The organism is Bradyrhizobium yuanmingense (genome assembly GCF_029167105.1).
Lineage (GTDB): Bacteria > Pseudomonadota > Alphaproteobacteria > Rhizobiales > Xanthobacteraceae > Bradyrhizobium > Bradyrhizobium yuanmingense_A.
Genome location: NZ_JARFML010000029.1, coordinates 15350 through 39308 on the forward strand (window position 1 = coordinate 15350; position 23959 = coordinate 39308).

At 65.4% G+C, this 23959-nt stretch carries 21 protein-coding genes; 10 read left to right on the forward strand and 11 right to left on the reverse strand.

Features of this window, described 5'->3' with window-relative positions; translation table 11 throughout:
- Position 1 precedes the first annotated feature (1 nt).
- Complete coding sequence (ntrC, locus tag P0R31_RS29935; RefSeq protein WP_128261688.1) at positions 2-1444, forward strand: nitrogen regulation protein NR(I); 1443 nt, start codon at positions 2-4, stop codon at positions 1442-1444.
- Positions 1445-1612: 168 nt separating this feature from the next.
- On the opposite strand, the gene P0R31_RS29940 is transcribed toward ntrC, so the two are convergent.
- A complete protein-coding gene (locus P0R31_RS29940; protein ID WP_275518052.1) occupies positions 1613-1759 on the reverse strand; it encodes a hypothetical protein in 147 nt (48 codons plus the stop codon).
- A gap of 176 nt (positions 1760-1935) precedes the next feature.
- Here P0R31_RS29940 and P0R31_RS29945 point away from each other — a divergent pair, with 176 nt between their 5' ends.
- The 4 genes from P0R31_RS29945 (at position 1936) to hflX (ending at position 7636) form a co-directional block, all read left to right on the forward strand.
- A complete protein-coding gene (locus tag P0R31_RS29945; protein ID WP_275518053.1) occupies positions 1936-4356 on the forward strand; it encodes a sensor histidine kinase in 2421 nt (806 codons plus the stop codon).
- Positions 4357-4373: 17 nt separating this feature from the next.
- Positions 4374-5744 carry a sigma-54-dependent transcriptional regulator gene (locus P0R31_RS29950; RefSeq protein ID WP_036039494.1) on the forward strand — a complete coding sequence of 457 codons (1371 nt, stop codon included), beginning with the start codon at positions 4374-4376 and terminating at the stop codon, positions 5742-5744.
- A 249-nt stretch (positions 5745-5993) separates the two neighbouring features.
- A complete protein-coding gene (gene hfq / locus P0R31_RS29955; RefSeq protein ID WP_007591126.1) occupies positions 5994-6242 on the forward strand; it encodes an RNA chaperone Hfq in 249 nt (82 codons plus the stop codon).
- An 11-nt stretch (positions 6243-6253) separates the two neighbouring features.
- Complete coding sequence (gene hflX, locus P0R31_RS29960) at positions 6254-7636, forward strand: GTPase HflX (protein ID WP_275518055.1); 1383 nt, start codon at positions 6254-6256, stop codon at positions 7634-7636.
- Positions 7637-7713: 77 nt separating this feature from the next.
- Here the strand turns inward: hflX and P0R31_RS29965 are convergent, their stop codons facing one another.
- Positions 7714-8742: a DUF2278 family protein gene (locus P0R31_RS29965; RefSeq protein WP_275518056.1), complete on the reverse strand. Its 1029-nt coding sequence runs from the start codon at positions 8740-8742 to the stop codon at positions 7714-7716.
- Between the two features lie 181 nt (positions 8743-8923).
- On the reverse strand, positions 8924-9742 hold the full coding sequence (gene mazG / locus P0R31_RS29970; protein ID WP_275518057.1) for a nucleoside triphosphate pyrophosphohydrolase: 819 nt from the start codon (positions 9740-9742) through the stop codon (positions 8924-8926).
- Between the two features lie 127 nt (positions 9743-9869).
- On the opposite strand from mazG, the gene queC reads away from it, so the two are divergent.
- The gene (gene queC, locus P0R31_RS29975) at positions 9870-10583 is read left to right on the forward strand and encodes a 7-cyano-7-deazaguanine synthase QueC (protein ID WP_275518058.1); all 714 of its coding nucleotides are present in this window, start codon (positions 9870-9872) and stop codon (positions 10581-10583) included.
- 111 nt (positions 10584-10694) lie between these two features.
- Here the strand turns inward: queC and P0R31_RS29980 are convergent, their stop codons facing one another.
- From P0R31_RS29980 to nthA, 3 genes are read right to left on the reverse strand one after another with little or no spacing between them, the layout of a single operon-like run.
- A complete protein-coding gene (locus tag P0R31_RS29980; RefSeq protein WP_275518060.1) occupies positions 10695-11072 on the reverse strand; it encodes a nitrile hydratase accessory protein in 378 nt (125 codons plus the stop codon).
- A complete protein-coding gene (gene nthB / locus P0R31_RS29985; RefSeq protein ID WP_275518061.1) occupies positions 11069-11728 on the reverse strand; it encodes a nitrile hydratase subunit beta in 660 nt (219 codons plus the stop codon). Before nthB ends, P0R31_RS29980 begins: the two co-directional genes overlap by 4 nt.
- Complete coding sequence (nthA, locus tag P0R31_RS29990; RefSeq protein WP_271542195.1) at positions 11725-12357, reverse strand: nitrile hydratase subunit alpha; 633 nt, start codon at positions 12355-12357, stop codon at positions 11725-11727. Before nthA ends, nthB begins: the two co-directional genes overlap by 4 nt.
- A 118-nt stretch (positions 12358-12475) precedes the next feature.
- On the opposite strand from nthA, the gene P0R31_RS29995 reads away from it, so the two are divergent.
- The 4 genes from P0R31_RS29995 (at position 12476) to P0R31_RS30010 (ending at position 17812) form a co-directional block, all read left to right on the forward strand.
- Complete coding sequence (locus P0R31_RS29995; protein ID WP_275518150.1) at positions 12476-13282, forward strand: enoyl-CoA hydratase/isomerase family protein; 807 nt, start codon at positions 12476-12478, stop codon at positions 13280-13282.
- A 226-nt stretch (positions 13283-13508) separates the two neighbouring features.
- Positions 13509-14648, forward strand: a complete 1140-nt coding sequence (locus P0R31_RS30000) for a methionine ABC transporter ATP-binding protein (RefSeq protein WP_275518062.1) — start codon at positions 13509-13511, stop codon at positions 14646-14648.
- Positions 14638-15303, forward strand: coding sequence for a methionine ABC transporter permease (locus P0R31_RS30005; protein ID WP_275518064.1), 666 nt, complete (start codon positions 14638-14640; stop codon positions 15301-15303). Before P0R31_RS30000 ends, P0R31_RS30005 begins: the two co-directional genes overlap by 11 nt.
- A gap of 517 nt (positions 15304-15820) precedes the next feature.
- Positions 15821-17812 carry a TonB-dependent siderophore receptor gene (locus tag P0R31_RS30010; protein WP_275518152.1) on the forward strand — a complete coding sequence of 664 codons (1992 nt, stop codon included), beginning with the start codon at positions 15821-15823 and terminating at the stop codon, positions 17810-17812.
- Between the two features lie 105 nt (positions 17813-17917).
- Here the strand turns inward: P0R31_RS30010 and P0R31_RS30015 are convergent, their stop codons facing one another.
- The 5 genes from P0R31_RS30015 to P0R31_RS30035 are packed head-to-tail and all read right to left on the reverse strand — an operon-like array spanning position 17918 to position 23951.
- Entirely contained in the window at positions 17918-19369 is a 1452-nt protein-coding gene (locus P0R31_RS30015) for an aldehyde dehydrogenase (RefSeq protein WP_275518065.1), read from the reverse strand.
- Positions 19370-19403: 34 nt separating this feature from the next.
- Positions 19404-20135, reverse strand: coding sequence for an ABC transporter ATP-binding protein (locus P0R31_RS30020; RefSeq protein WP_275518066.1), 732 nt, complete (start codon positions 20133-20135; stop codon positions 19404-19406).
- Positions 20128-21798, reverse strand: a complete 1671-nt coding sequence (locus P0R31_RS30025) for a branched-chain amino acid ABC transporter ATP-binding protein/permease (RefSeq protein WP_275518067.1) — start codon at positions 21796-21798, stop codon at positions 20128-20130. Before P0R31_RS30025 ends, P0R31_RS30020 begins: the two co-directional genes overlap by 8 nt.
- Positions 21795-22670 carry a branched-chain amino acid ABC transporter permease gene (locus P0R31_RS30030; RefSeq protein ID WP_275518069.1) on the reverse strand — a complete coding sequence of 292 codons (876 nt, stop codon included), beginning with the start codon at positions 22668-22670 and terminating at the stop codon, positions 21795-21797. Before P0R31_RS30030 ends, P0R31_RS30025 begins: the two co-directional genes overlap by 4 nt.
- 60 nt (positions 22671-22730) lie before the next feature.
- On the reverse strand, positions 22731-23951 hold the full coding sequence (locus P0R31_RS30035) for an amino acid ABC transporter substrate-binding protein (RefSeq protein ID WP_275518070.1): 1221 nt from the start codon (positions 23949-23951) through the stop codon (positions 22731-22733).
- Positions 23952-23959: the final 8 nt, after the last annotated feature.

A 23959-nucleotide genomic window follows, 5' to 3' on the forward strand; every position in this document is an offset into this window, starting at 1 on the left:
AATGCCCGCAGGTAGCATTCTCGTAGCCGATGACGATACCGCCATCCGCACCGTTCTCAATCAGGCACTGTCCCGCGCCGGTTACGAGGTGCGGCTGACCGGAAATGCCGCAACGCTGTGGCGCTGGGTCAGCCAGGGCGAGGGGGATCTCGTCATCACCGACGTGGTGATGCCGGACGAAAACGCCTTCGACCTGTTGCCGCGGATCAAGAAGATGCGGCCGAACCTGCCCGTCATCGTCATGAGCGCGCAGAACACCTTCATGACCGCGATCCGCGCCTCCGAGCGCGGGGCTTACGAATATCTGCCGAAGCCGTTCGATCTCAAGGAGCTGATCGCGATCGTCGGCCGCGCCCTCGCCGAGCCGAAGGAGCGGACCTCGACGCCGGACGAGGACGCCGAGATGGAGGCGATCCCGCTGGTCGGCCGCTCGCCGGCGATGCAGGAGATCTACCGCGTTCTGGCGCGCCTGATGCAGACCGACCTCACCGTGATGATCACGGGCGAGTCCGGAACCGGCAAGGAGCTGGTGGCGCGCGCGCTGCACGATTACGGCAAGCGCCGCAACGGCCCCTTCGTCGCGGTCAACATGGCGGCGATCCCGCGCGACCTCATCGAGTCCGAATTGTTCGGCCACGAGCGCGGTGCCTTCACCGGCGCCAACACCCGCGCCTCCGGCCGGTTCGAGCAGGCCGAGGGAGGCACGCTGTTCCTGGACGAGATCGGCGACATGCCGATGGAGGCGCAGACCCGCCTGCTGCGCGTGCTGCAGCAGGGCGAATACACCACGGTCGGCGGCCGCACCCCGATCAAGACCGACGTGCGCATCGTCGCGGCCTCCAACAAGGACCTGCGCGTGCTAATTCAGCAGGGCCTGTTCCGCGAAGACCTGTTCTTCCGCCTCAACGTCGTTCCGCTGCGGCTGCCGCCCTTGCGTGAGCGCATCGAGGACCTGCCGGATCTCGTGCGTCACTTCTTCACGCTGGCCGAGAAGGACGGCTTGCCGCCGAAGAAGCTCGACACGCTGGCGCTGGAGCGGCTGAAGCAGCACCGCTGGCCCGGCAACGTGCGCGAACTCGAGAACCTCGCCCGGCGGCTCGCCGCGCTCTATCCGCAGGACGTGATCACGTCCTCCGTCATCGACGGCGAACTCGCGCCACCCTCGGTCAGCCCGGGCGCAGCGGTCCAGCAGGGCGTCGACAATCTCGGCGGCGCCGTGGAAGCGTATCTGTCCTCGCACTTCCAGGGCTTCCCAAATGGCGTGCCGCCTCCCGGCCTCTACCACCGCATTCTCAAGGAGATCGAGGTGCCGCTGCTCACGGCGGCGCTCGCCGCCACCCGCGGCAACCAGATCCGCGCCGCGGACCTGCTCGGCCTCAACCGCAACACGCTGCGGAAGAAGATCCGGGATCTCGACATCCAGGTGTATCGGAGCGGGGGCTAGTCTCTCGAAGCGACCGGTGGCTCAGCTCCCCCTACCAAGGCAGAGCTGAGCCTGTCCGGATCGCGCTGGCCGTTGTGGCTGACGCGGTGAGCAGAAGTCTCGATCGGACCGAAATGTTCCGCTCGCACATTCAAATTGTTCGTTCAGCCGCAGCGGGCAAGATCACATCTATCTGACCAGACCGCCGGATGCCGGCGTCACGCTGGCGACATTCACCAGAGGCGGCTGAACGCCGAGACCGTTGACCAGGAGGTCGGCGGCCACGATCAGCAGGAGGACGGCCGAAACCATCGTCGCGAGAAAAATCCTATCCATGTTGATCAAGCCGCGATGGTGGGAATCCGTTCCGCCTCGGGGACATGTGCCTGTGGATTGCGCGGGTCCGCGGAGGGGGTGACGCCGCGGAATTGTCGCAATTCGGCAACAATGTGGTACGAATACATCAGTACCCGCGTGTCCGCGGACCCGTTTTCAGCACCGCCATTGCCGGAATGACCAGCGCAGATACCTCGGCCGCACACTTTGACACGGCCCCAGCGGAAGAGCCCCGGCGCTGGTCGGTGCGACGCTGGCTGGCGCCCTTTGCCGTCGCGCTGGCGCTGCTGTCGGCCTTCCTGACCTTCCTGGTCCTGACGGGTCTGAGCACGATCGAGCCGACGCCCGGGGTGGTCCGCACATTCTATCTGATCAATGCCGCCACGATCCTGCTGCTGGTCGGGATCATCATCCGGGAACTCTGGCAGCTGATCCTGGCGCGGCGGCGGGGCAGGGCCGCGGCGCGTCTCCACGTCCAGATCGTCAGCCTGTTCTCGATCGTGGCGGTGCTGCCGGCGGTGCTGGTCGCCGTTGTCGCCAACGTCACCATCGAGCGCGGCCTCGACCGGCTGTTCTCCGGGCCGACCAAGGAGGTGATCCAGAACTCGCTGACGATCGCGCGGGCCTATATGCAGGACCATGCCCAGCTGATCCGCGGCGACATTCTCGGCATGGCCAACGACATCGCCCATGCCCGGCCGCTCTACGACCAGGACCGCCGCTCGTTCCGCGAGATGCTCACCGCCAGCGCTAGCTCGCGCAATCTGCCGGGCGCGATGATCATCGACAAGAACACCAACATCCTGGAGTCGGCCGACACCGGCATGCGGCTCGCTTATTCGCCACCCGCGCCGGACTTTCTCAGCAACGTCAACGAGAACGAACCCGAGATCGCGGTCCTTCCCGATGCGAGCTTCGTCGCCGCGGTGATCCGCCTGCGCGCCTTCAACGACACCTTCCTCTATGTCGCCAGGCCGCTCGATCCGAACGTCGTCAATCAGCTCAGGCAGACCGAAGTCAGCGTCGCCGAATACGCCCAGATCGAATCGCGCAGGCTCGGTATCCAGGTCGCCTTCGCGCTGATGTTCGCGGTGATCGCGCTGACCATCCTCATGGCTTCGGTGCTGATCGGTCTCAACTTCGCCAACTCGCTGGTCTCGCCGATCCGGCGGCTGATGAACGCGGCACATACAGTTTCGACCGGCGACCTGCACGTCCAGGTGCCCGTGCACCAGTCGGAGGGCGATCTCGCCCAGCTGGGCGAGACCTTCAACAAGATGACGCAGGAATTGCGCAGCCAGCGCGACGAGTTGGTCAACGCCAGCGACCTCATCGACAGCCGCCGCCGCTTCATCGAGGCGGTGCTGTCGTCCGCGAGTGCCGGCATCATCGGCGTCGACGCGTCCGGCAGCGTCGGCATCCTCAATCGTTCCGCCGAGAAGCTGATCGGGCACTCTGAAGCCGAGACGCTCGGCCATCCGCTCTCCGAGGTGCTGCCCGAGCTCGACGAGATGATGAAGACGGCGCGGGAAGGGACCCAGCGCCTGGTGCAGGGCCAGATCACGATCACCCGCGACGGCACCGAGCGCAACCTGTCGGTCCGCGTCAGCGCCGAGAAGAACCAGCCGCATGACAGCTACATCATCACCCTCGACGACATTACCGAGCTGGTCTCGGCGCAGCGCACCTCGGCCTGGGGCGACGTGGCGCGCCGCATCGCGCATGAGATCAAGAACCCGCTGACGCCGATCCAACTCTCGGCCGAGCGCATCCGCCGCAAGTTCGGCAAGGACATCACGGAGACCAAGGACAAGCAGATCTTCGACCAGTGCACCGACACCATCGTCCGCCAGGTCGACGACATCAGGCGCATGGTCGACGAGTTCTCGCGCTTTGCGCGGATGCCCAAACCGGTGATGGAGGGCGAGGACGTCGCCGACACCGTGCGCCAGGCAGTGTTCCTGATGAAGGTCGCCCATCCCGAAATCGACATCGAGGCCGAGTTCAAGCAGGATCCGCTGCGCGCGCAGTTCGATCGGCGCCTGATCTCGCAGGCGGTCACCAACATCGTCAAGAACGCCACCGAGGCGATCGAGCAGGTCCCGCCCGAGGAGCTCGGCAAGGACGGTGGCAAGGGGCGTATCGACGTCGTGGTGTCGCGCGAGGGCGACGACGTGCTGATCGACGTCATCGACAACGGCATCGGCCTGCCCAAGGTCGCGCGCTCGCGTCTGCTCGAGCCCTACGTGACCACGCGTGCCAAGGGTACCGGGCTGGGGCTCGCCATCGTCGGCCGCGTGCTGGAAGACCATGGCGGGCGGATCGAGCTGAAGGACGCCTCCGACTTCCGTGCCGACCAGCGCGGCGCCTGGATGCGCATGCGCTTTGCCGTGTCGGGGCAACCCGCGAAGTCCGCGGCGACGGAGCAAGTGCCGGCGGTCAACGACGCGACCGGGACGGCCTCCAAACCCGACATCACGCAAACGGTGACGGAATCCGTCGCGACCCAGGAAACAAAAGAGCCGGCCGCCGGAACCAAAGAGCCGGCTGAAAAGACCAATGATTCAACCAAAATCGAAGCCTCAACAGGCAGCTGACAAGACAGGCGCGATCCATGGCAAGTGAAATTCTGATTGTCGATGACGAGGCCGATATTCGCGATCTTGTTGCGGGCATTCTCGAAGACGAGGGGTTCGTCACGAGGACCGCACGTGACAGCGACACGGCGCTCGCCGAGATTGCCAATCGCAGGCCGCATCTGGTGTTTCTCGACATCTGGCTGCAAGGCTCCAAGCTCGACGGCCTGCAGCTCCTGGAGCAGGTCAAGAAGGACAACGCCGACCTGCCCGTCGTGATGATCTCCGGCCACGGCAACATCGAGACCGCGGTCGCCGCGATCAAGCGCGGCGCCTACGACTTCATCGAGAAGCCGTTCAAGGCCGACCGCCTCATCCTGGTCGCGACCAGAGCGCTGGAGAACTCGCGGCTGAAGCGCGAGGTCAAGGAGCTGAAGCAGCTCGCCCCGAGCGCCAGCCAGCTCGTCGGCCGCTCGCCCAGCATGAATCAGCTGCGCCAAACCATCGAGCGGGCGGCCAAGGCCAACAGCCGCATCCTGATCGTCGGCCCCGCCGGCGCCGGCAAGGAGCTGACCGCGCGCACGCTGCATACCGCTTCGGGCCGCGCCGACGGTCCGTTCGTCGTCATCAACGCCGCCGCGATCACACCCGAGCGAATGGAGCATGAGCTGTTCGGTGTCGAGCAGTCCAATGGCGAGCAGCCGCGCAAGCCCGGCGCACTCGAAGAGGCGCATGGCGGCACGCTGTTCATCGACGAGATCGCGGACATGCCGCGCGAGACCCAGAACAAGATCCTGCGCGTGCTGGTGGAGCAATCGTTCCAGCGCGTCGGCGGCACCGCCAAGGTGCAGGTCGACGTGCGCATCATCTCATCGACCGCACGCAATCTCGAAGAGGAGATCGCGGCCGGCCGTTTCCGCGAGGACCTCTACCACCGGCTCTCGGTGGTGCCGATCCGCGTGCCCGCACTGTCGGAGCGGCGCGAGGACATTCCGGAACTGATCGACTATTTCATGGAGCAGATCTCGGCCGGCAGCGGCCTGCCCAAGCGCCAGATCGGTCAGGACGCGATGGCGGTGCTGCAATCGCATGTCTGGCCCGGCAATGTGCGCCAGCTCCGCAACAACGTTGAAAGAGTCATGATTCTGGCCGCCGGCGGGCCGGAGGTCATCATCACCGCCGACATGCTGCCGCAGGACGTCGGCTCGATGGTGCCGGCGATGCCGACCAGCAACAATGGCGAGCACATCATGGGCCTGCCGCTGCGCGAAGCACGCGAGGTGTTCGAGCGGGACTATTTGATTGCACAGATCAGCCGTTTCTCAGGAAATATTTCTCGAACGGCCGAGTTCGTTGGCATGGAACGTTCGGCCTTGCACCGGAAATTGAAAGCGCTCGGCGTCGGCTAATGCTGCGACGCTGCGGCGGCATCTCGGGAATAGGCAAAGAAAATCATCGATTTCCGTATTTTTTCGGGGCAATAGGGCCGCGCCTGCCGCTTGAAGCGGCTTGCCTAATATCCCGACCTGTCCTCTAATCGAACCGCTGTTCCTTCCGAGGGGGATCTCATGAAGGACGGCAACCGGAGGAGGCCCCGAACTCGACAAAGAGGGCCGCATCCGGCGCAATAAAAAGAAACTCAAAGCGAGAAAAAAACAATGGCGGCAGACCGCGCACAAAACCTACAGGACACCTTCCTTAATCACGTTCGCAAAACCAAGACGCCACTGACGATCTTTCTGGTCAACGGAGTGAAGCTCCAGGGCATCGTGACCTGGTTCGACAATTTCTGTTTGCTGCTTCGGCGCGACGGTCATTCGCAGCTGGTCTACAAGCATGCGATCTCGACCATCATGCCGGGCGCTCCGATTCAGTTGTTCGAAGGCGGCGAGGACCAGCCGGCTTGAGAGTGACCTGATTGGAACCCCGGAATTTCGACGGGGATGCCGACCGTCCGCGGTCGGCAGGGGCTACGCAGACGGGGCGGGTGCTTGTCATCGGTCCCTACTTGCGCGTGCGCGCGGGCAGCGCCGACGCGCAATCGGAGACTCGTGTCTTGCGCGATACCGAGGCCCGGCTCGATGAAGCCGTCGGCCTCGCGCGTGCGATCGATCTCGTCATCGCCGACGCTATCGTGGCTCCGGTCTCCCAGATCCGGCCCGCGACCTATATCGGCAAGGGCAAGGTCGAGGAGATCGCCGGGCTGATCAAGACTCTCGAGGTCGAGCTCGTGGTGATGGATTGCGCCCTGGCGCCGATCCAGCAGCGCAATCTCGAGAAGGAATTGCATGCCAAGGTGCTCGACCGCACCGGGCTCATTCTCGAAATCTTCGGCCGCCGCGCCAAGACCCGGGAAGGCTCGCTGCAGGTCGAGCTTGCGCATCTCAACTACCAGCGCTCGCGCCTGGTGCGTTCCTGGACCCATCTCGAACGCCAGCGCGGCGGTTTCGGCTTCATGGGCGGCCCCGGCGAGACCCAGATCGAGGCCGACCGCCGTCTGATCCAGGAGCGCATCTCCAAGCTCGAGAGCGAGCTGAAAAAGGTGCAGGCGACGCGGCGTCTGCATCGCGCCGGCCGCCAACGCGTGCCGTATCGTGTCGTCGCGCTGGTCGGCTACACCAATGCCGGCAAGTCGACGCTGTTCAATCGCCTGACTCGCGCCGACGTGCAGGCGGCCGACATGCTGTTCGCGACGCTCGATCCCACCTTGCGGGCGCTCAACCTGCCGCATGGCGGCAAGGCGATGCTCTCTGACACCGTCGGCTTCATCTCCAACCTGCCGACGCAGCTCGTCGCCGCCTTCCGCGCCACGCTGGAGGAGGTGCTGGAGGCCGACGTCATCCTGCATGTCCGCGACATTTCGCATGAGGACGCCGAGGCGCAGCAGAGCGACGTCGACGCGGTGCTGCGCCAGCTCGGCATCAACCCGGACGATTCCGGCCGCATCATCGAGGTCTGGAACAAGATCGACCGTTTCGACCCCGAGCAACGCGAGGAGCTGCTCAACATCGCCGCGCGCAGGCCGGAGGATCATCCGGCGATGCTGGTCTCAGCCGTGTCGGGCGAGGGCGTCGATGCTCTGCTCGCCGCGATCGAGCAGCGGCTCGCGGCGAAACGGACAACGCTTGATCTCTCCATCGACGCCGCCGACGGTGCCGGCATCAGCTGGCTGCACCGCAATGCCGAGGTGCTGTCGAAGGAGCTGCACGACGGCCGCTTCGACATGACCGTGCGGGTGGACGAGACCAAGCGGGACATCGTGGTGAACAGGTTCGATGCCGTGCCGCATCACGCCACATAGTGGCGGGATGCACATTGCTGCGCGGCTTAGGCCGCGTCCTGCGGGCGATGGATCACACGCGCCATGTGATCGGCACATCAGAACGGAATGGTCAGGCCCGGATGCTTGGCTTGCGCCCTGGTATAGGCGACACCGTGAACCTTGATCCCGCGCTGGTCCAGCAACGAGATGATTCCGCCCTGGTTCGACAATTCCATCGGCTTCTCCACGACCACGGCGAGCGTGCCTCCGGCCGCGATCTTCCCCGACAGCGTCATTTTCTTCTTCTGCTTGTCGGCCAGTTTCCAGCCGGTGAGATCGATGTCACGATCGGCCGTGTTGAGCAGTGTGACGACTTCGCGCTCCGGCGTCTTCACGGCGTTGACGAGTGCCGCAATGATGCGCACGAGCCCATCCGGCATTTCCTCTGTCGGGGGGGCCGTCGGATCCAGCGGCGCTGTCGGCGTGCCGCCGCCGAGATCAATCGGATGACCGGTCTCGTCGTCAGTGTGCCAGGCCTGCGTCTGGAATTTGAGGAAGACTGCCGTCCATAGATTTTGCTCCGGGAATTCGAACACGAGCCCGCCGTCCTGCCACGGCCCGTTGTCGCCCGAGAACCTTCCGATGGGATTTCCCTGATTCATATGGATGTCGTGAATGCCGCGTCCCGGCCGGAAGCCGAAATAATTGTCCGCCTTGGTCTCGGGGCCCCATGGCTCGCCGAACGCGTAGACCATCGCGCTTTCATCTGAAAGTGCGCGCTGGACGAACTGGTCGAGCTTCTCGTTGAGGTCGTTGTCCGGCCCAGGCACGGACACCGGCAGCGGCACCATCTCCTGGGGCTGCATCAGATTACCGCGGATGAAGTCCAGCGCAATGCTGCCGGGCTGGGCAGGCTGAGGGTGCAGCCCCTCCGGGAGTGCCGCGAGCCGCTCGGTAATCGGATGCATGAAACGAGATCGCACCAGGAATTCGACCTCGCTTCCGTCGGCCGACTGCACGTTGACGGCAATGCGGAAATCTTCATTGCCGGCCACGATATGGACTTGATAATGCGGCGACCTGCCGCTGCCGAAACGCATCGCAATCGGACGTCCCTTGAGGACTGAATAATGTTTCAATGGCATCGCACTGCACCTGCCGTAGGGGTGGCTGCGTCAGAATTATTATACAACTTTAGACTGTCTGCGGTGACAATTTCATGGCGGCGGCTTGACGCGTCCCTCCGTACGAGCCGGTGAATCGGGGTACATTGCTGACCGATCGGCGATGGATGGTGCTGCCCGATCTCTCCGCCACCGCATCTGGCTAGGTGGCGGTCTTCGCTGCATTCCACAGCGCGTCCATCTCCGCCAGCGAGGCCTCCTCCAGCGTCCGGCCCTGCGCCTCCAGTGCCCGCTCGATATAGGCGAAGCGCCGCTCAAATTTCGCGTTGGTCGCGCGCAGTGCGGCTTCCGGATCGGCCTCGACATGGCGGGCGAGGTTGACGAGGGCGAACATCAGGTCGCCGGTCTCTTCGGCCAGGCCCGCGCGGTCGTTGCGGTCCAGCGCGGCCTCGATCTCGTCAGCTTCCTCGCGGATCTTCTGCAAGACCGCGCGCGGGTCGTTCCAGTCGAAGCCGACGGTGGAGGCCTTGCGCTGCAGCTCCATCGCGCGCGTCAACGCCGGCTGGCCGGCCTTCACACCCGACAGCAGCGATTTGTGCGTCGACGACTCTTCCGGCGGCCGGCGTGCGGCGCGCTCGGCCTTTTCTTCGGCTTTGATGCGGTCCCAGACTTCCTTGACGTGGGAGGAGGCGAGATTGCCGTCCTTGTCGGCGAAGACGTGGGGATGACGGCGGATCATCTTGCGGGTGATGGCCTCGACCACGTCGCCAAAATCGAACGCGTTCCGCTCAGAGGCCATCTGGGCGTGGAACACGACCTGGAGCAGGAGGTCGCCGAGCTCCTCGTGCAAATCGTCGAGATCGCCGCGGGTGATGGCGTCGACCACCTCATAGGCCTCCTCGATCGTGTAGGGCGCGATCGTCGAAAAATCCTGCTCGAGGTCCCAGGGGCAGCCGGTCACCGGCGTGCGCAGCGCCGCCATGATCTCAATCAGGCGGGAAATGTCGCGGGAAGGGGTCATTGCCGGGCAGTCTCCTGGGATACAGAGCCTTATGCCAAAAGCGGGCCCCCGATCCCAGCGCAAGGCGGCGGAACTGGCCGATTTCCACCGATTGGCGGGCAAGTCGTGCGATGCTAAAGCGCGGGCCATGAGTGATGCATTTTCCTCACAAACCGCGCTGGTGCTGTTCTCCGGCGGCCAGGATTCCACCACCTGCCTCGCCTGGGCGCTAAGCCGCTTCGCCCGCGTGGAGATGCTGGGGTTCGACTACGGCCAGCGCCACGCCATCGAGCTTGCCTGCCGCGACCGCCTGCTCGACGGCATCAAGGGCCTGCACGCCGATTGGTCCGCAAGGCTGGGCGAGAGCCACACGCTGTCGATCCCGACGCTTGCCGCCGTGTCCGAGACGGCGCTGACCCGCGACGTCGCGATCGCGATGGGCGCGGACGGCCTGCCGAACACCTTCGTGCCGGGCCGCAACCTCGTGTTCCTGACCTTCGCCGCGGCGCTGGCCTATCGGCGCGGCATCAGCCACATCGTCGGCGGCATGTGCGAGACCGACTATTCCGGCTATCCCGATTGCCGCGACGAGACCATCCGCGCCATGCAGGCCGCGCTCTCGCTCGGCATGGCCAAGCATTTCGAGCTGCACACGCCCTTGATGTGGATCGACAAGGCCGCGACCTGGAAGCTGGCGCATGACCTCGGCGGCGATGGCTTGGTCGACCTGATCCGCGAGCAGTCGCACACCTGCTATCTCGGCGAACGCGGCGCGCTGCACGAATGGGGTCATGGCTGCGGCGAGTGCCCGGCCTGCAGTTTGCGGGCGAAGGGGTGGAACGAGTACGTGGCGGGACGGTAGGCTCGCTCTCTCGTCATTGCGAGGAGCCCTTGCGACGAAGCAATCCGGACTGCCACCGCGGAGGGATTCTGGGTTGCTTCGCTGCGCTCGCAATGACGATGGAGCGATCAGCTAGCCAAAATCCTCTGGCCTGAGCTCGATCGGCTTGCCGTGTGGCGTGCGATCCGCGGCGTGGTCCCACGCATTCCGATAGCGGTGCAGCGTTTCCATCGACGCGACGCCCTTGCGGGCGACGAGGCCCTCCAGCGTGGCGAGCCAGTGCAGATAGTAGGTCTCGCCGGTATCAGGGTCGCCTGCGCCCTGCGCGCGCTTGATCTCGTCGGCGAGCGCGGCAGCCCATTCCGGCCAGGTGAACACGCCGCGCTCGTGCAGGCTCAAGGCCATCGCGAAGGCATGCGCCTCCCAAGGTGCGCGGAACACCGGGCCGTCGTCATCGCGCGGAATGCTTGGAATGGCGGCGGTCGCAGCCGCAGCAGCGCGACCACTCACGCCGGCTCCAGATAGGGCTCGAACGCGTCGATCGAGACCTTCAGCGTGGGATCGCCATCCTCACCCCAGAGATCGCGGCCCTCGAACACCACGGTGTAGAGCCATTGCGGATTCTCGCCGAGCTCCATTGCCGCCGTGTCAGGAAACACGTGGCAGCCGTGGTTCAGCTCGACCACACCGACATGGCCGCGCACATAGCGCGGCAGCCGCGTGTGCGTGGCTGGGTGAATATTCCTGGCCCGGACGCGATCGCCGATCTTGAATTTCGCCGGAGCCGGGGCAGGGCGGCCGAACTTGCCGCGCACCATGATGCGCTCGACATTGGCGCGGTCGAACTTGCCGTGCTTAAGCGCCTTTGCAGGCTGCATCGCATGGCCGGCGGCGACCTCCTCGCGGGTGAGATAGCCTTTGTCGATCAGCATCTCCTCGAGCCCGAGAAACCATTTCTTGTAATAGGAGCTCGACAGGTAAACATGCGGCGGCAAGGTCTCGCGATAGAAGCGCGAGGTGTCGATGTTGAAGGCGCCGGCCGCGCCCATCGCGCGCACCATGGCCAGCACGCGCGACTCCCATTCCTCGTGAAACATCGGCTCGTTCGGCTCGGGCTCGACCTTGCCGAACCCGTCCATGCCGCCCATGTCGTGCACGCCGTTCACGACGGTGCTCCCGGCGTCCTGGGGAAACCGGTGCCGATCATGGAGTCGCGCGTCACGAGCTCGGCGAGCTGCTCCTCGCTCCAGCCTTCCGTGCCCGCGGGGCGCATCGGCAGCACCAGGAAGCGCGTCTCGGCCGTGGAATCCCACACCCGGATCTCGATGTCCTTGGGTAGCGCGACCCCGAAATCGGCGAGCACGCCGCGCGGATCCTTCACCGCGCGCGAGCGGTAGGGCGCGGCTTTGTACCAGACCGGCGGCAGCCCGAGCATTTCCCAGGGGTAGCAGGAGCACAGTGTGCACACGACCATGTTGTGCCGCTCGGGCGTGTTCTCGACCACGACGAGATGATCGCCGACGCGGCTGACATGGCCGAGCGTGCCGATGGCCTTGGAGCCGTCCTGCAGCAGCGCCGTCTTGAACGCCGGATCGGTCCAGGCCTTGGCGACCACGCGCGCGCCATTGTGCGGGCCGATCTTGGTCTCATAGGCCTGGATGATGGCATCGAGCGCGGCCGGCTCGACATAGCCTTTTTCGGTCAGGATCGTCTCGAGCGCGCGCACGCGCAGCTCGGTCTCGGACAGCTCGGAATGATCGTGATCGTGGTGATGATGGTCGTGATCTTGGCTCATGCCGCGGAAGATAGGCGCAATGGCCCGGACCTGTCGAGGGCTCGTTGCAACCCAGTCCTGGCACGTATGCGTGAGGGCATTTGTACGCTAGCATCCCGCAAACAGCGTGGAGATCATGGTGACCGATTACGTGAAGATCGAGAAGGGTCTCGGGCCGGAGGGGCGGATCGCGGTCGTGCGCTTCGACCGCGGCGACGGCATCAACGCGCTCTCGCCGGAGGCGCTGCGCCAACTCACGGCGGCCGCGCGCAGCTTCGAGGACGATGCTGCGACCTCGGTCGTCGTGCTGACCGGCAGCTCGGGCGCCTTCAGCGCCGGCTTCGATCTCAAGGACGCCGAGGGACGCTCGCGCAAGGAGATGGACCTCGGCGCGCTGCGGCGGCACCTCAAGCTCGGGCCGCGCCTCACCCAAGCCTGGCAGGACATGGAGCAGATCACGATCGCCGCGATCGAAGGCTTTTGCATCGGCGGCGGCGTCGCCCTCGCGGTGGCGCTCGATTTCCGGGTGATGGGGCGCGATGCGCATCTGCGCGTGCCCGAGATCGGGCTCGGCATGAACATGAGCTGGCAGAGCATCCCGCGCATGCTGCATCTGATTGGGCCGGCCCGCACCAAGCAGGCGGTGATCCTGGCCGACCAGCGCATCAGCGCGGACGAGGCCTATGAATGGGGGCTCGTCGAGCAGGTCGCGGATCCCGGCCATGCGTTCGATACCGCAATGGAGCTTGCCCGCAAGGTTGCCGCGCAACCGCCGCTGTCCGTCGCCATGACCAAACTGACCGTCAACCGGCTCGCACATGCACTGGACGATCTTGCAAGCCACATGGATGTCGACCAGTTCGCGCTCGCCAGCCTCAGCGAGGACCACAAAGAGGGCGTGGAGGCGTTCCTGACGCGCCGCAAGCCGCGGTTCCGGGGTCGGTGATCGAGGCGCCGATACCGGCGGATAATCTTCTTCGTCAGGCGACGATCGGGAAAATTTTGTCCAAGTCCTGCCAAATATCTGAGATTGCAAGGAAGAGCAGAAAGAGCGAAGGTGCGTGCTGCGGTGCAGCGCGCTCCATTGAGCCCTCGTCGCGATTTCCACCCCCCGTCGCAGACGCGACCGGTTGCCATGTGCTCTGCGCATCTGGGTGACCGAGCTATTGTGCATGAAGGCCGCCTCCATGAATGCCCACCAATCGCTCGCGATCGGACGACCGATCGAGACGCTTGAAGCGATTTCACCCGCGTCGGCCGAGCCGGACGCGATGGTTCGTTTTGCCGGCATCTCCAAGACCTATCCGGCCTATCGCGGCAAGCCCGGCGTCAACGCGCTGCAAGACATCGACTTCGCCATTCGGCGCGGCTCCATCACCGGCGTGATCGGCCGCTCTGGCGCCGGCAAGTCGAGCCTGGTCCGACTCATCAACGGCCTGGAGAAACCGACCACGGGCCGTGTGATCGTCGACGGCCGCGATATCTCGGCCTTGGCCGGCCGCGAGCTGCGGCTGGCGCAGCGCTCGATCGGCATGATCTTCCAGCATTTCAACCTGCTGTCCTCGCGCACCGCGGCCGACAACATCGCGCTGCCGCTGGAGATCGCCGGTTGGACCAAGACCGACATCAAGGCCCGCGTCACTGATCTGCTCGCGCTGGTCGGCATCGCCGACAAGCACGACCGCTATCCTTCCGAACTGTCCGGCGGCCAGAAGCAGCGCGTCGGCATCGCCCGCGCGCTGGCGACGCGGCCAAGCGTGCTGCTGTCGGACGAGGCGACCTCGGCACTCGATCCGCAGACCACGCGCGCGATCCTCGATCTGCTTGCGAACATCAACCGCGAGCTCGGCGTCACCATCGTGCTGATCACGCATGAGATGTCCGTGGTGCGCCAGCTCGCCAAGGAGGTGGTGGTGTTAGACGCCGGCCGCGTCGTCGAGAGCGGCCACGTCGCCGACATCTTCACGCATCCAAGACATCCGATCACGCAGTCCTTCCTCGCCGAGGTGATCGGCGACAGCCTGCCGGTGTCGCTGGCGAGCCGGATCGTTTCGAAGCAGCCTGCCGGCGGGCAGGCCGTGATCCGAATCCAGGTGCGCGGGGCAGGGGCGGGCGAAACCGTGGTGGCCCGGCTCGCGCGCGAGCTCGGGCTCGACGTCGCGCTGCTGTCGGCACGCATCGACGAGATCGGCGGCCAGCATGTGGGCTCGCTGACGCTCGGAATTCCCGGCGGCGAGGACGCGGTGACGCGCACGCTCGCCTGGCTCTCTCAAGATCAATTCCCAGCGGAGCGTCTCGGCTATGTCGCCTGAACTCATGAACCTGATCATCCAGGCCACCTTCGAAAGCCTGTACATGGTCGGCATCGCGGCGCTGCTCGGCACCGTCTTCGGCCTGCCGCTCGGCGTGTTCCTGGCCACCAGCCGCAAAGGCGAGCTGTTCGCAGCGCCCATCGTCAATCGCGTGCTCGGCATTGTCGTCAATGCGACGCGCTCGACGCCCTTCATCATCCTCGTCGTCGCCATCATCCCGTTCACGCGCCTCGTTGCCGGCACCTCGATCGGCTCGACGGCCGCGATCGTGCCGCTGACGATCGCCTCGACGCCGTTCATCGCGCGCCTTGTCGAGGCTGCGATCCGCGAGGTCGACGGCGGCCTGATCGAGACGGCGTCCTCGTTTGGCGCCTCGCCGCTCCAGATCGTGTTCAAGGTCCTGATCCCGGAGGCGCTGCCGGGACTGCTGCTGGCGCTGACGCTCGCGGTGGTCAGCCTGCTCGGCTATTCCGCGATGGTCGGCGCAGTCGGCGGCGGCGGCCTCGGCGATCTCGGCATCCGTTACGGCTATCAGCGCTTCATGCCGGAGATGATGCTGGCCGTCGTGGTCGTGCTGATCGCACTGGTACAGATCGTCCAGAGCGCCGGCGACTATCTGGCGCGCCGGGTCAATCGCCGGCTGCGGCATCGCTGAATCGTTTTCCCGATGTTGCAGACGGGCCGATTCTGTTTCTGTCTGGAAACATTCCAGACTGCGAAGCACGCATGAGCGCATGCGCCGCACATGCTGCGCACACGTCTGGAGAGATTCTAACGCGGTTCCTATCGCGCTTGAAAACCGCCTGAGTTAGGGCGAGGCGTCAAGAACGATACCGGCGAAGCCGGCAGTGCGTGGGGCCTCGAAAGACGTGAGCGACTATCAATTTTCTTCGCGTGGCGACACGCGTCGTCGACAGATTCAGGTGCTTTTTCTCGGTGCGGTCAGCACATTCTCTCTCGTCCCTTTTGGTGCCGTGGAAGCGCAGACGCAAATTCCTCCGGTCACCGTCGAAGCGCCGGCGCAGCGCGCGCGTCCGGCGGCGGTTGCGTCGTCGCGGCGGGCGGCAGCGACACGCACCGCACGCGCCAATCGTCGCGGACCGGCGCAGCAGGCTGCGCCAATCCAGTCGGCCTCATCGAACGGCGCTACCGGCGAACGCGCCAACGGTCCGGTGCGCGGCTTCGTTGCCACGCGGAGCGGCACCGCCACCAAGACGGATATTCCGCTGATCGAGACGCCGCAATCGGTGTCCGTGATCACCACCGACCAGGTCAGGAACCAGGGCGCGGTCTCGATCGGCGAGGCACTGCGCTACACCGCCGGCGTCAGCGGCGACGTCAATGGCGGCTCCGACACCCGCTTCGGCGCGCTCCAGATTCGCGGCTTCGACACCACCATGTCCGGCCTCTACCTCGACGGCCTGCGGATTCCCTCGAGCAATTACGTGCACTTCAACGGCCTCGATCCCTACGGCGCCGAACGCCTGGAAGTGCTGAAGGGGCCGTCCTCGGCGATGTATGGCGGCAGCGGCACCGGCGGCATCCTCAACTACGTGACGAAACTGCCGACCGCACAGCAGTTCGGCGAGGTCTCGATCTCCGGCGGCAGCTTCAACCGCTACCAGGGTCAGTTCGACATGGGCGGCCCCGCCAACAAGGAAGGCACCGTGCTGTGGCGCCTGACCGGCGTCGTCCGCGACGGCGAGACTCAGGTCGACTTCACCAAGGACAATCGCGTTTTCATCGCGCCCGCGGTCACGTTCAAGCCGAACGAGGACACCACGATCACCCTGCTCGCCAATTATCAGCGCGACCGGGCAGGGTGGGGCCTTCAGTTCCTGCCGGCCTCGGGCACGGTCTGGCCGAACAACGGCCGCACCATCCCGGTCTCGTTCTTCGCGGGCGTGCCGAGCTTCGACGCCTTCAACACCGAGATCGCGACCGCCGGCTATCAGCTGTCGCACAATTTCACCGACAACATCACGTTCCGGCAGAACCTGCGCTACGCCTATCAGCACAACGAGGAGAAGGTCTTCTACGGCGCCGGATACACCAACGAAGCGGCAGGACAGCTCGGGCGCTTCGGCAGCTACAGCAACACGTACATCAACTCCTTCGCGGTCGACAACCAGCTCCAGGGCAAGTTCGTAACCGGCATCCTCAGCCATAATACCCTGGTCGGGCTCGACTATCGCAACACCACGTTCCGCGACACCGCCTTTGCCGTCACGACCTCGTCGCCGGAGATCAACGTCTTCAACCCGGTCTACAGCTACGACTGGACCATGGGCGGGATGTACGACAACAAGGGCGTCAAGCAGTCGCAGCTCGGGCTTTACGCGCAGGATCAGATCAAGCTCGGCCGACTCTCGTTCCTGCTTGCAGGTCGCGAGGACTTCGTGACGACCCAGGTCGATACCGATGTATTCACCCCCTCGTCGGTCACGAAGGATGCCTCGGCCTTCACCGGCCGCGCCGCCGTCATGTACAATTTCGACAACGGCATCGCTCCGTATTTCAGCTATTCGGAATCGTTCCTGCCGGTGCTGGCGACCAATGCCGCGGGACAGATGCTCAATCCCGAGACCGGCGTGCAGTACGAGGTCGGCGTCAAGTACCAGCCGCTCGGCTGGAACGCGCTGTTCACCTTCGCCGCCTTCGACCTGACGCGCGACAACGTCGGCGTCTACGTGCCTACAACCACCTATTACGAACAGATCGGACAGGTGAAATCGCGTGGCATCGAGCTCGAAGGCTCGATGTCGCTCGCCGACGGCTGGAACTTGCGTGCCGCCTATGCCTATGTCGATGCCGTCGTCACGCAGGATCCGGTCAATGTCGGCAAGGCGCCGATCCCCGTGCCGCTCAACCGCGCATCGTTGTGGAGCGACTACACGCTCCAGAACGGGCTGCTGGCGGGCTTGCAGTTCGGCGGCGGCATCCGCTACGTCGGCGCCACCTGGGGCGATGAGGCCAACACGTTCAAGGTGGGATCGGCCACGGTGCTGGACGCGCTGCTCGCCTATACCAGGGACAATTGGCGCCTGTCGGTGAACGTCACCAATTTGGCGGATACGCGTTATGTCGCCGCCTGCTACGGCCTGTCGGGCTGCATGTATGCCGAAGGACGGAAAGCCATCGGCAAGCTGACCTATCGCTGGTGAGGTCAGATGTGGATGGTCCGGCGTACCAGCCGGACCATCCGGTGCCGCCCATGCGGCAGAAGCGGCCGGCGGCCCGTGCTGCCACGGAGGCGGCCTGTCCGGCGGTCAGAACGGATAGTGCCGGGGCCCGGTCTGCACGGTGATCCAGCGCAACTCGGTGAACTCGTCGATTGCGGCCTTGCCGCCGAAGCGGCCGTAGCCTGACGCCTTGGTGCCGCCGAACGGCATCTGAGGCTCGTCATGCACGGTCGGGGCGTTGACGTGGCAGATGCCCGCCTCGATCCGCCTGGCAACGCCGAGCGCACGGGCGACGTCGCGGCCGAACACGGCGGAGGAGAGGCCGTATTCGGTGTCGTTGGCCACGCGCACGGCCTCGTCGGTCCCGCTCACGCGCACCACGGTCACGACGGGACCAAAGCTCTCCTCGCCATAGATCCGCATCGCCGGCGTGACATGATCGACGATGGTGGCGGGCATGATGGTGCCGCTGCCGTGACCGCCGGCAGCGAGCACGGCACCCTTGGCGACGGCATCGTCGATCAGGCCCCGGACGCGCTCGCAGGCGGCGTCACTGACCAGCGAGCCCAGCACGACATTGCCCTTGCGGGGATCGCCGAAGGGAAGGCTTCTGGCCTTGGCAGCGAACTTGGCGATGAAGGCGTCCGCCACCTTGTCGTCGACCACGATCCGCTCGGTCGACATGCAGATCTGCCCCTGGTTCATGAACGCGCCGAACGCTGCCGCATTCACTGCGGCGTCGAGATCGGCATCGTCGAGGATCACGAGCGGAGCCTTGCCGCCAAGCTCAAGCAGCGCGCGCTTCAGGTGCTTTGCGCATGCCAGTGCGATGAGGCGGCCGACGCGGGTCGAGCCGGTGAAATTGACGCGGCGGATCGCAGGGTGGGCGATCAGCGCCTCGACCACCGCCTGCGCATCCTCGGGCGCATTGGTCACGACATTGACGACGCCGTCACCGAGGCCGGCCTCTGCCAGGCAGCTTCCGATCAGCCGATGTACGCCGGGGCTCATTTCGGACGCCTTGAGCACCACGGTGTTGCCGCAGGCGAGCGGCATCGCCACCGAGCGCACGCCGAGGATCACGGGGGCGTTCCACGGCGCGATGCCGAGCACCACACCGACCGGCTGGCGAAACGCCATGGCGAGGTTGTCGGGCTTGTCGGTCGGAATGACTTCGCCGGATATCTGCGTCGTCATGGCCGCGGCTTCGCGCAGCATGCCTTCGGCCAGGTGCACGTTGAACCCGGCCCAGCCCGCGGTGGCGCCGGTTTCGGCGACCATCAGCGCGGTGAACTCCGCTGCCCGGCGCGCGAGGATGTCGGCGGCCGCATTGAGCCGCTTGCGGCGCTCGGAGGGACCAAGCTGCGACCAGGCCGGGAAGGCGGCGGCCGCAGCGTCTGCGGCCCGCATCGCGTCGTCGATCGAGGCCGCCGCCACGATGGTCGCGATCTCTCCCGAGATCGGGTTGTGGCGCTGGAAGGTCCGCTGATTGCTGGCCGACTGGTCCTTGCCACCGATGAGAAGGTCGATTGCGTTCATGAAGCACTCCAAAGGTTGCAGGCGGGTTGAGTGATTAAGGTGGGGACGGGGCCGCGCGCGCCTTGCCGAGATAGGCGCGCTGGACTTCCGGATCGTTCTTCATCGCACTGGCCGGCCCGCTGCCGGCGTTGCGGCCGGACTCGATCAGGTAGACACGGTCGGCGATGTCGAGGCTCGCCCGCGCATTCTGCTCGACCAGCAAAACGCTGAGGCCGCTTTTGCGGATCTCCGCCAGTGCACGGAAGACTTCGCGGCTGAGCAGGGGCGACAGGCCGAGCGAAGGCTCATCGAGCAGGAGCAGCAGCGGGTTCGACATCAGCGCCCGTCCGATCGCCACCATCTGCTGCTCGCCGCCGCTCATGGTGCGGACGGCCTGGGCCATACGCTCGGCAAGGCGCGGGAACAGTCGCAGGATCCTCGCGAGCCGGTCCGCCTCGCCTGCGCGGGCGCGGGCGGGGTAGGCGCCGAGCTGCAGATTCTCGGCAACCGTCAGATCGCCGAACACGCCGCGGCCTTCAGGCACCAGCGCGATGCCACGCTCTACGATCAGATGGGCGGGTAGTTCGCCAATGTGATGTCCCTCGAACCGGATCGTTGCGCCAGGCGCAGGCCTGACCAGCCCGGCGATGCTTTTGAGCAAGGTGGACTTGCCGGCGCCGTTGGCGCCGAGGATCGCGACGATTTCGCCTTGCTCGATACCGAGCGCAATGTCGGCGAGGGCCTGGTGCTTGCCATAGAAGTGGGAGAGGGCGGCGACCTCAAGCATCGTCGCCTCCGAGATAGGCTGCAACGACTTTTGGATCGGACAACACGGCCTCCGGAGTGCCGCGCGCGATCACGCTGCCCGCGTTCATGACGATGCAATGGCTGCACAGCGCTCGGATCGCATCCATCACATGCTCGACCATGATGATGGTGAGACCGCGGTCGCGCAATTTCGCGATCAGCGCGATGCCGGTCTCGAGCTCGCTCGGATTGAGGCCCGCCAGCCATTCGTCGAGCAGCACAAGGCGCGGCTGCAACGCCAGCGCGCGGGCGAGCTCGAGCCGCTTCTGGTCGATATAGGTCAGCTCGCTCGCGGGCGCTTCCTGCATCTTGGCGAGCCCGACGAGGTCCAGCAGCTCGCTTGGCGTTGCACCCGAGCCGGTGGACGTCGAGAACAGCCGCGCCGCCGCAACATTTTCGGCCACCGTCAGGTCCGGCATCACGCGCACCAGCTGGAATGTGCGCGCAAGGCCGAGGCGCGCGATCTGGTGTGCGCGCAGGCCGTTGAGGACGGTGCCGCCCAGCCGGATCGTGCCCGAGGAGGGCCGCAGCGCCCCGGACAGCGTATTCAGCAGCGTCGTCTTGCCAGATCCGTTCGGGCCGATGATGCCGATGATCTCGCCCGGCGTGACTGTGAAGCTGACACCGTCGACGGCGCGCAATCCGCTGAAAGACTTGCTGACGCCATCGACCGCGAGCAGCGGTGCATCGCTCCCGCGCGCGGGCGCGGCTGCGGGACCGCCGGCCGGAACGCGCCAGCGGCTCGGCCCGAACAGGCCGATCACGCCGTTCGGCAACACCATCACGATGAACACGAAGATGACGCCGAGCACGATGCTGAAATGGTTGGGCAGGGTCGCGGTCAGGACTTCAAACAGCAGGACCAGGGGAATGACGCCCAGCACGGGCCCGAACAGCGAGCCCGCGCCGCCCAGCAAGGCCATGATCACGACCTGGAACGAGATGGTCGGATTGAACGCAATGGCCGGATCGATATAGGTCCAGCGCGGCGCCATGACCGCGCCTGTCACCGCCATGAAGGTCGCGCTCAGAATGAAGACGCCGAGCTTGACCCGCGTGGCGTCGATGCCGGAATGGCTCGCCGCAGTCTCGTCGGCGCCGATGGCACGCAGGGCCAGCCCGTAGCGTGAGCGCCCGAGCATCCAGCCCACCAGGAAGACAATCGCGGTCAAGCCCAGGAGCTGCCAGTAGAGAACGTCCTGCGTCACCGCGCTGAAGAGATAGCGGCCGACTGATTTGTGGATGTTGACCTCGTACCAGATCACGAGCTGCCGGATCAGCTCGGCCAGGCCGAAGGAGAAGATCACGAAATAGATGCCGGACAGCCGCAGCGTCGAAAGCCCGGTGATTGCGGCGGTGAGTGCACCCACGCCGGCTGCGGCCAGCAGCACGACCGGCCAGGGCATGGTCTCGCCGAGCACCGCAGCCGTGTAAGCGCCGAGCCCGAAGAACGCGACCGTGGCGAGCGAGATGTAGCGCGTCGGGCCCGAAAACATCGCCCACGCGGTCGAAAGGATCGTGAAATAGAGCACGCTGATGCCGAGTGCGAGATAATAGCCGTTGGCATAGAGCGGATAGGTGACGAGGCAGGCGGCGATGGCGAGGCCGGCGCACCACAGCAAGATCCGGACGGACGCCGTCATGACGCGGCCCTGCCGAACAGACCGGTCGGCTTGATAACGAGCACGCCGAGAAACAGCGCGTAGGTCGCAGCCAGCGTCAGGCCGGGATCGACCAGCCGCGCCACCGCGGTCTCGACCACACCAAGCAGCAGCCCGGCGACCAGGGCGCCGATGACGTTGCCGACACCGCCCATGATGACGACGACCAGCGCCTTCATGGTGAACACCACCCCCATCGCGGCATTGAAGGTGAGGAACATGCTGATCAGCACGCCGCCGACGGCGACGAGGCCGCCGCCAAAGGCAAACGCCAGCCCCGACAGGGCCGCGACGTCGATGCCGACGAGACGCGCGGCGTTGGCATCGACCGCGATGGCACGTACCGCCGTGCCGATCCGGGTGCGGGTAAGGGCGAGATACACGGCGCCGCCGACCAGCGCCGCGAACACCAGCGCGACGAGCCGATTGACGGCAAGCGTCGAGCCCATGATCGTCAGTGGAATGGAGAGATAGCTATAGCTGTAGTACTGGCCGCCAAAGGCGACCAGCATGGCGCCCTGGATCACGAACAGCACGCCGAAGGTGACGAGGATGCTGTCAATCTCCTGCGCGCCCCGGTCCTTGCCGCGCCGCATCAGCCGTTCCAGCAGGAAGCGATACAGCAGCCAATTCAGCACCATCGCGACCGGGACCGCCAGCAGCAATGCTGCGAGTGGACTCAGCCCAAGGCCGCTGTAGAGCGAGAACGCGCCGAAGGCGGCCGCGACCAGCGACTCTCCATAGGAGAGGTTCATGATCCGCGCGACGCCATATTGCAGCGTCAGCCCGAGCGCGATCAGCGCGTACATGCCGCCGAGCACGAGGCCCGGCAGGACGATGTCGACAAGCAACATGAAGCGGCGTCCCCTAGAGCGGACTGCAGGCAGGCCTCGCGAGAGGCCAGCCAACCAGCCTTACTGCCACTGCGGCTTGGGCACGACCGCGGCCCGCGCGCCCGGCCGCGAGGTCGGTGCGAGGGCGTAGAACTCGCCGTTCTGCCACTGTCCGACGCCCCAGATCTCCTGGAGCAGCCCGTCCTTCAGCTTGACCTTACCGATGATGGTCTCGAACGTGCCCGCGCGGATTTCCGCCGCGACAGCGGTGCGATCTAGCTTGCCGACCTTCTCGATCGCCTGCTGGAGCACTTGCAGGCTCGCATAGGTGATCGAGCTCGCCCAGCGATCCGGTTCCTTGCCGGTGGCAGCCTTGTGGCGCGCGAGATACTCCCTCAGCTGCGGAGATTCGGCATTCCAACCGCCGATACCCATCACGCCGTCGCTGTTGGCGGCAAACTTGCCCTTGTAGAGCGGGAACGCGGTGCCGACGCCGACATAGAAGACCTTCGGGTTGAACTTCAACAGCTGCGCCTGTTCGGTCAGCGCGATCGTATCCGGCGGATAGCTGAAGGCGATGAACGCATCCGGGTTCGACGCGATCGCATCCTTCAACAGAGGCTGGAGATCCTGCGTCCCGATCGGATAGGTCTTGTCATAGCCGAGCGTGAAGCCGTGCTTCTTGAAGGCCTCGCGGCCCGCGGCGGACAGCTCGATGCCGAACTGGTCGGCGACGCTGACCATCGCGATGTTCGCCCCGATCTTGCCTTCGCTCTTCAGCTTGCCGAGCAGATCGGCGAGCCCCTCGGATATCTGCGCCGACGTCCCGAGCCAGAACGTCGCGTTCGACCAGCGCTTGGCAAGCTCCGGCGCCTTGTCGGTCACCGACGTGACCGCGAGGTGAGGGTAGCCCAGGCGGTTCAGTGTCGGGCCGACCGCGAGGTTGAGACCCGTGCCCCACGGCGAAAGAATGAAATCCACCTTGTCCTGGTTGGCGAGGCGCTCGATCGCCTTGACGGCTTCTTCCGAACTGCTGCGGTCGTCATATTCGACCACCTCGATCGGCAGCTTCTTGTCGCCGAGCTTGATGCCGCCGGCGGCATTCACGTCCTTCACCCATAGCTCATAGTTGGGCAGGGTAGTGATACCGGCGCCGCCGGCATAGGGACCGGTTTTGGAGATCGCGTAGCCGATCCGGATCTTCTCCTGCGCATCGGCGGTGGACGGAAAGGTCCAGAGCGTCCCGGCCAGAGCCGCGAGGCCAGCGACGTGCAGCAACGTTCGACGGTTCGCCGAAAACATATCGTGTC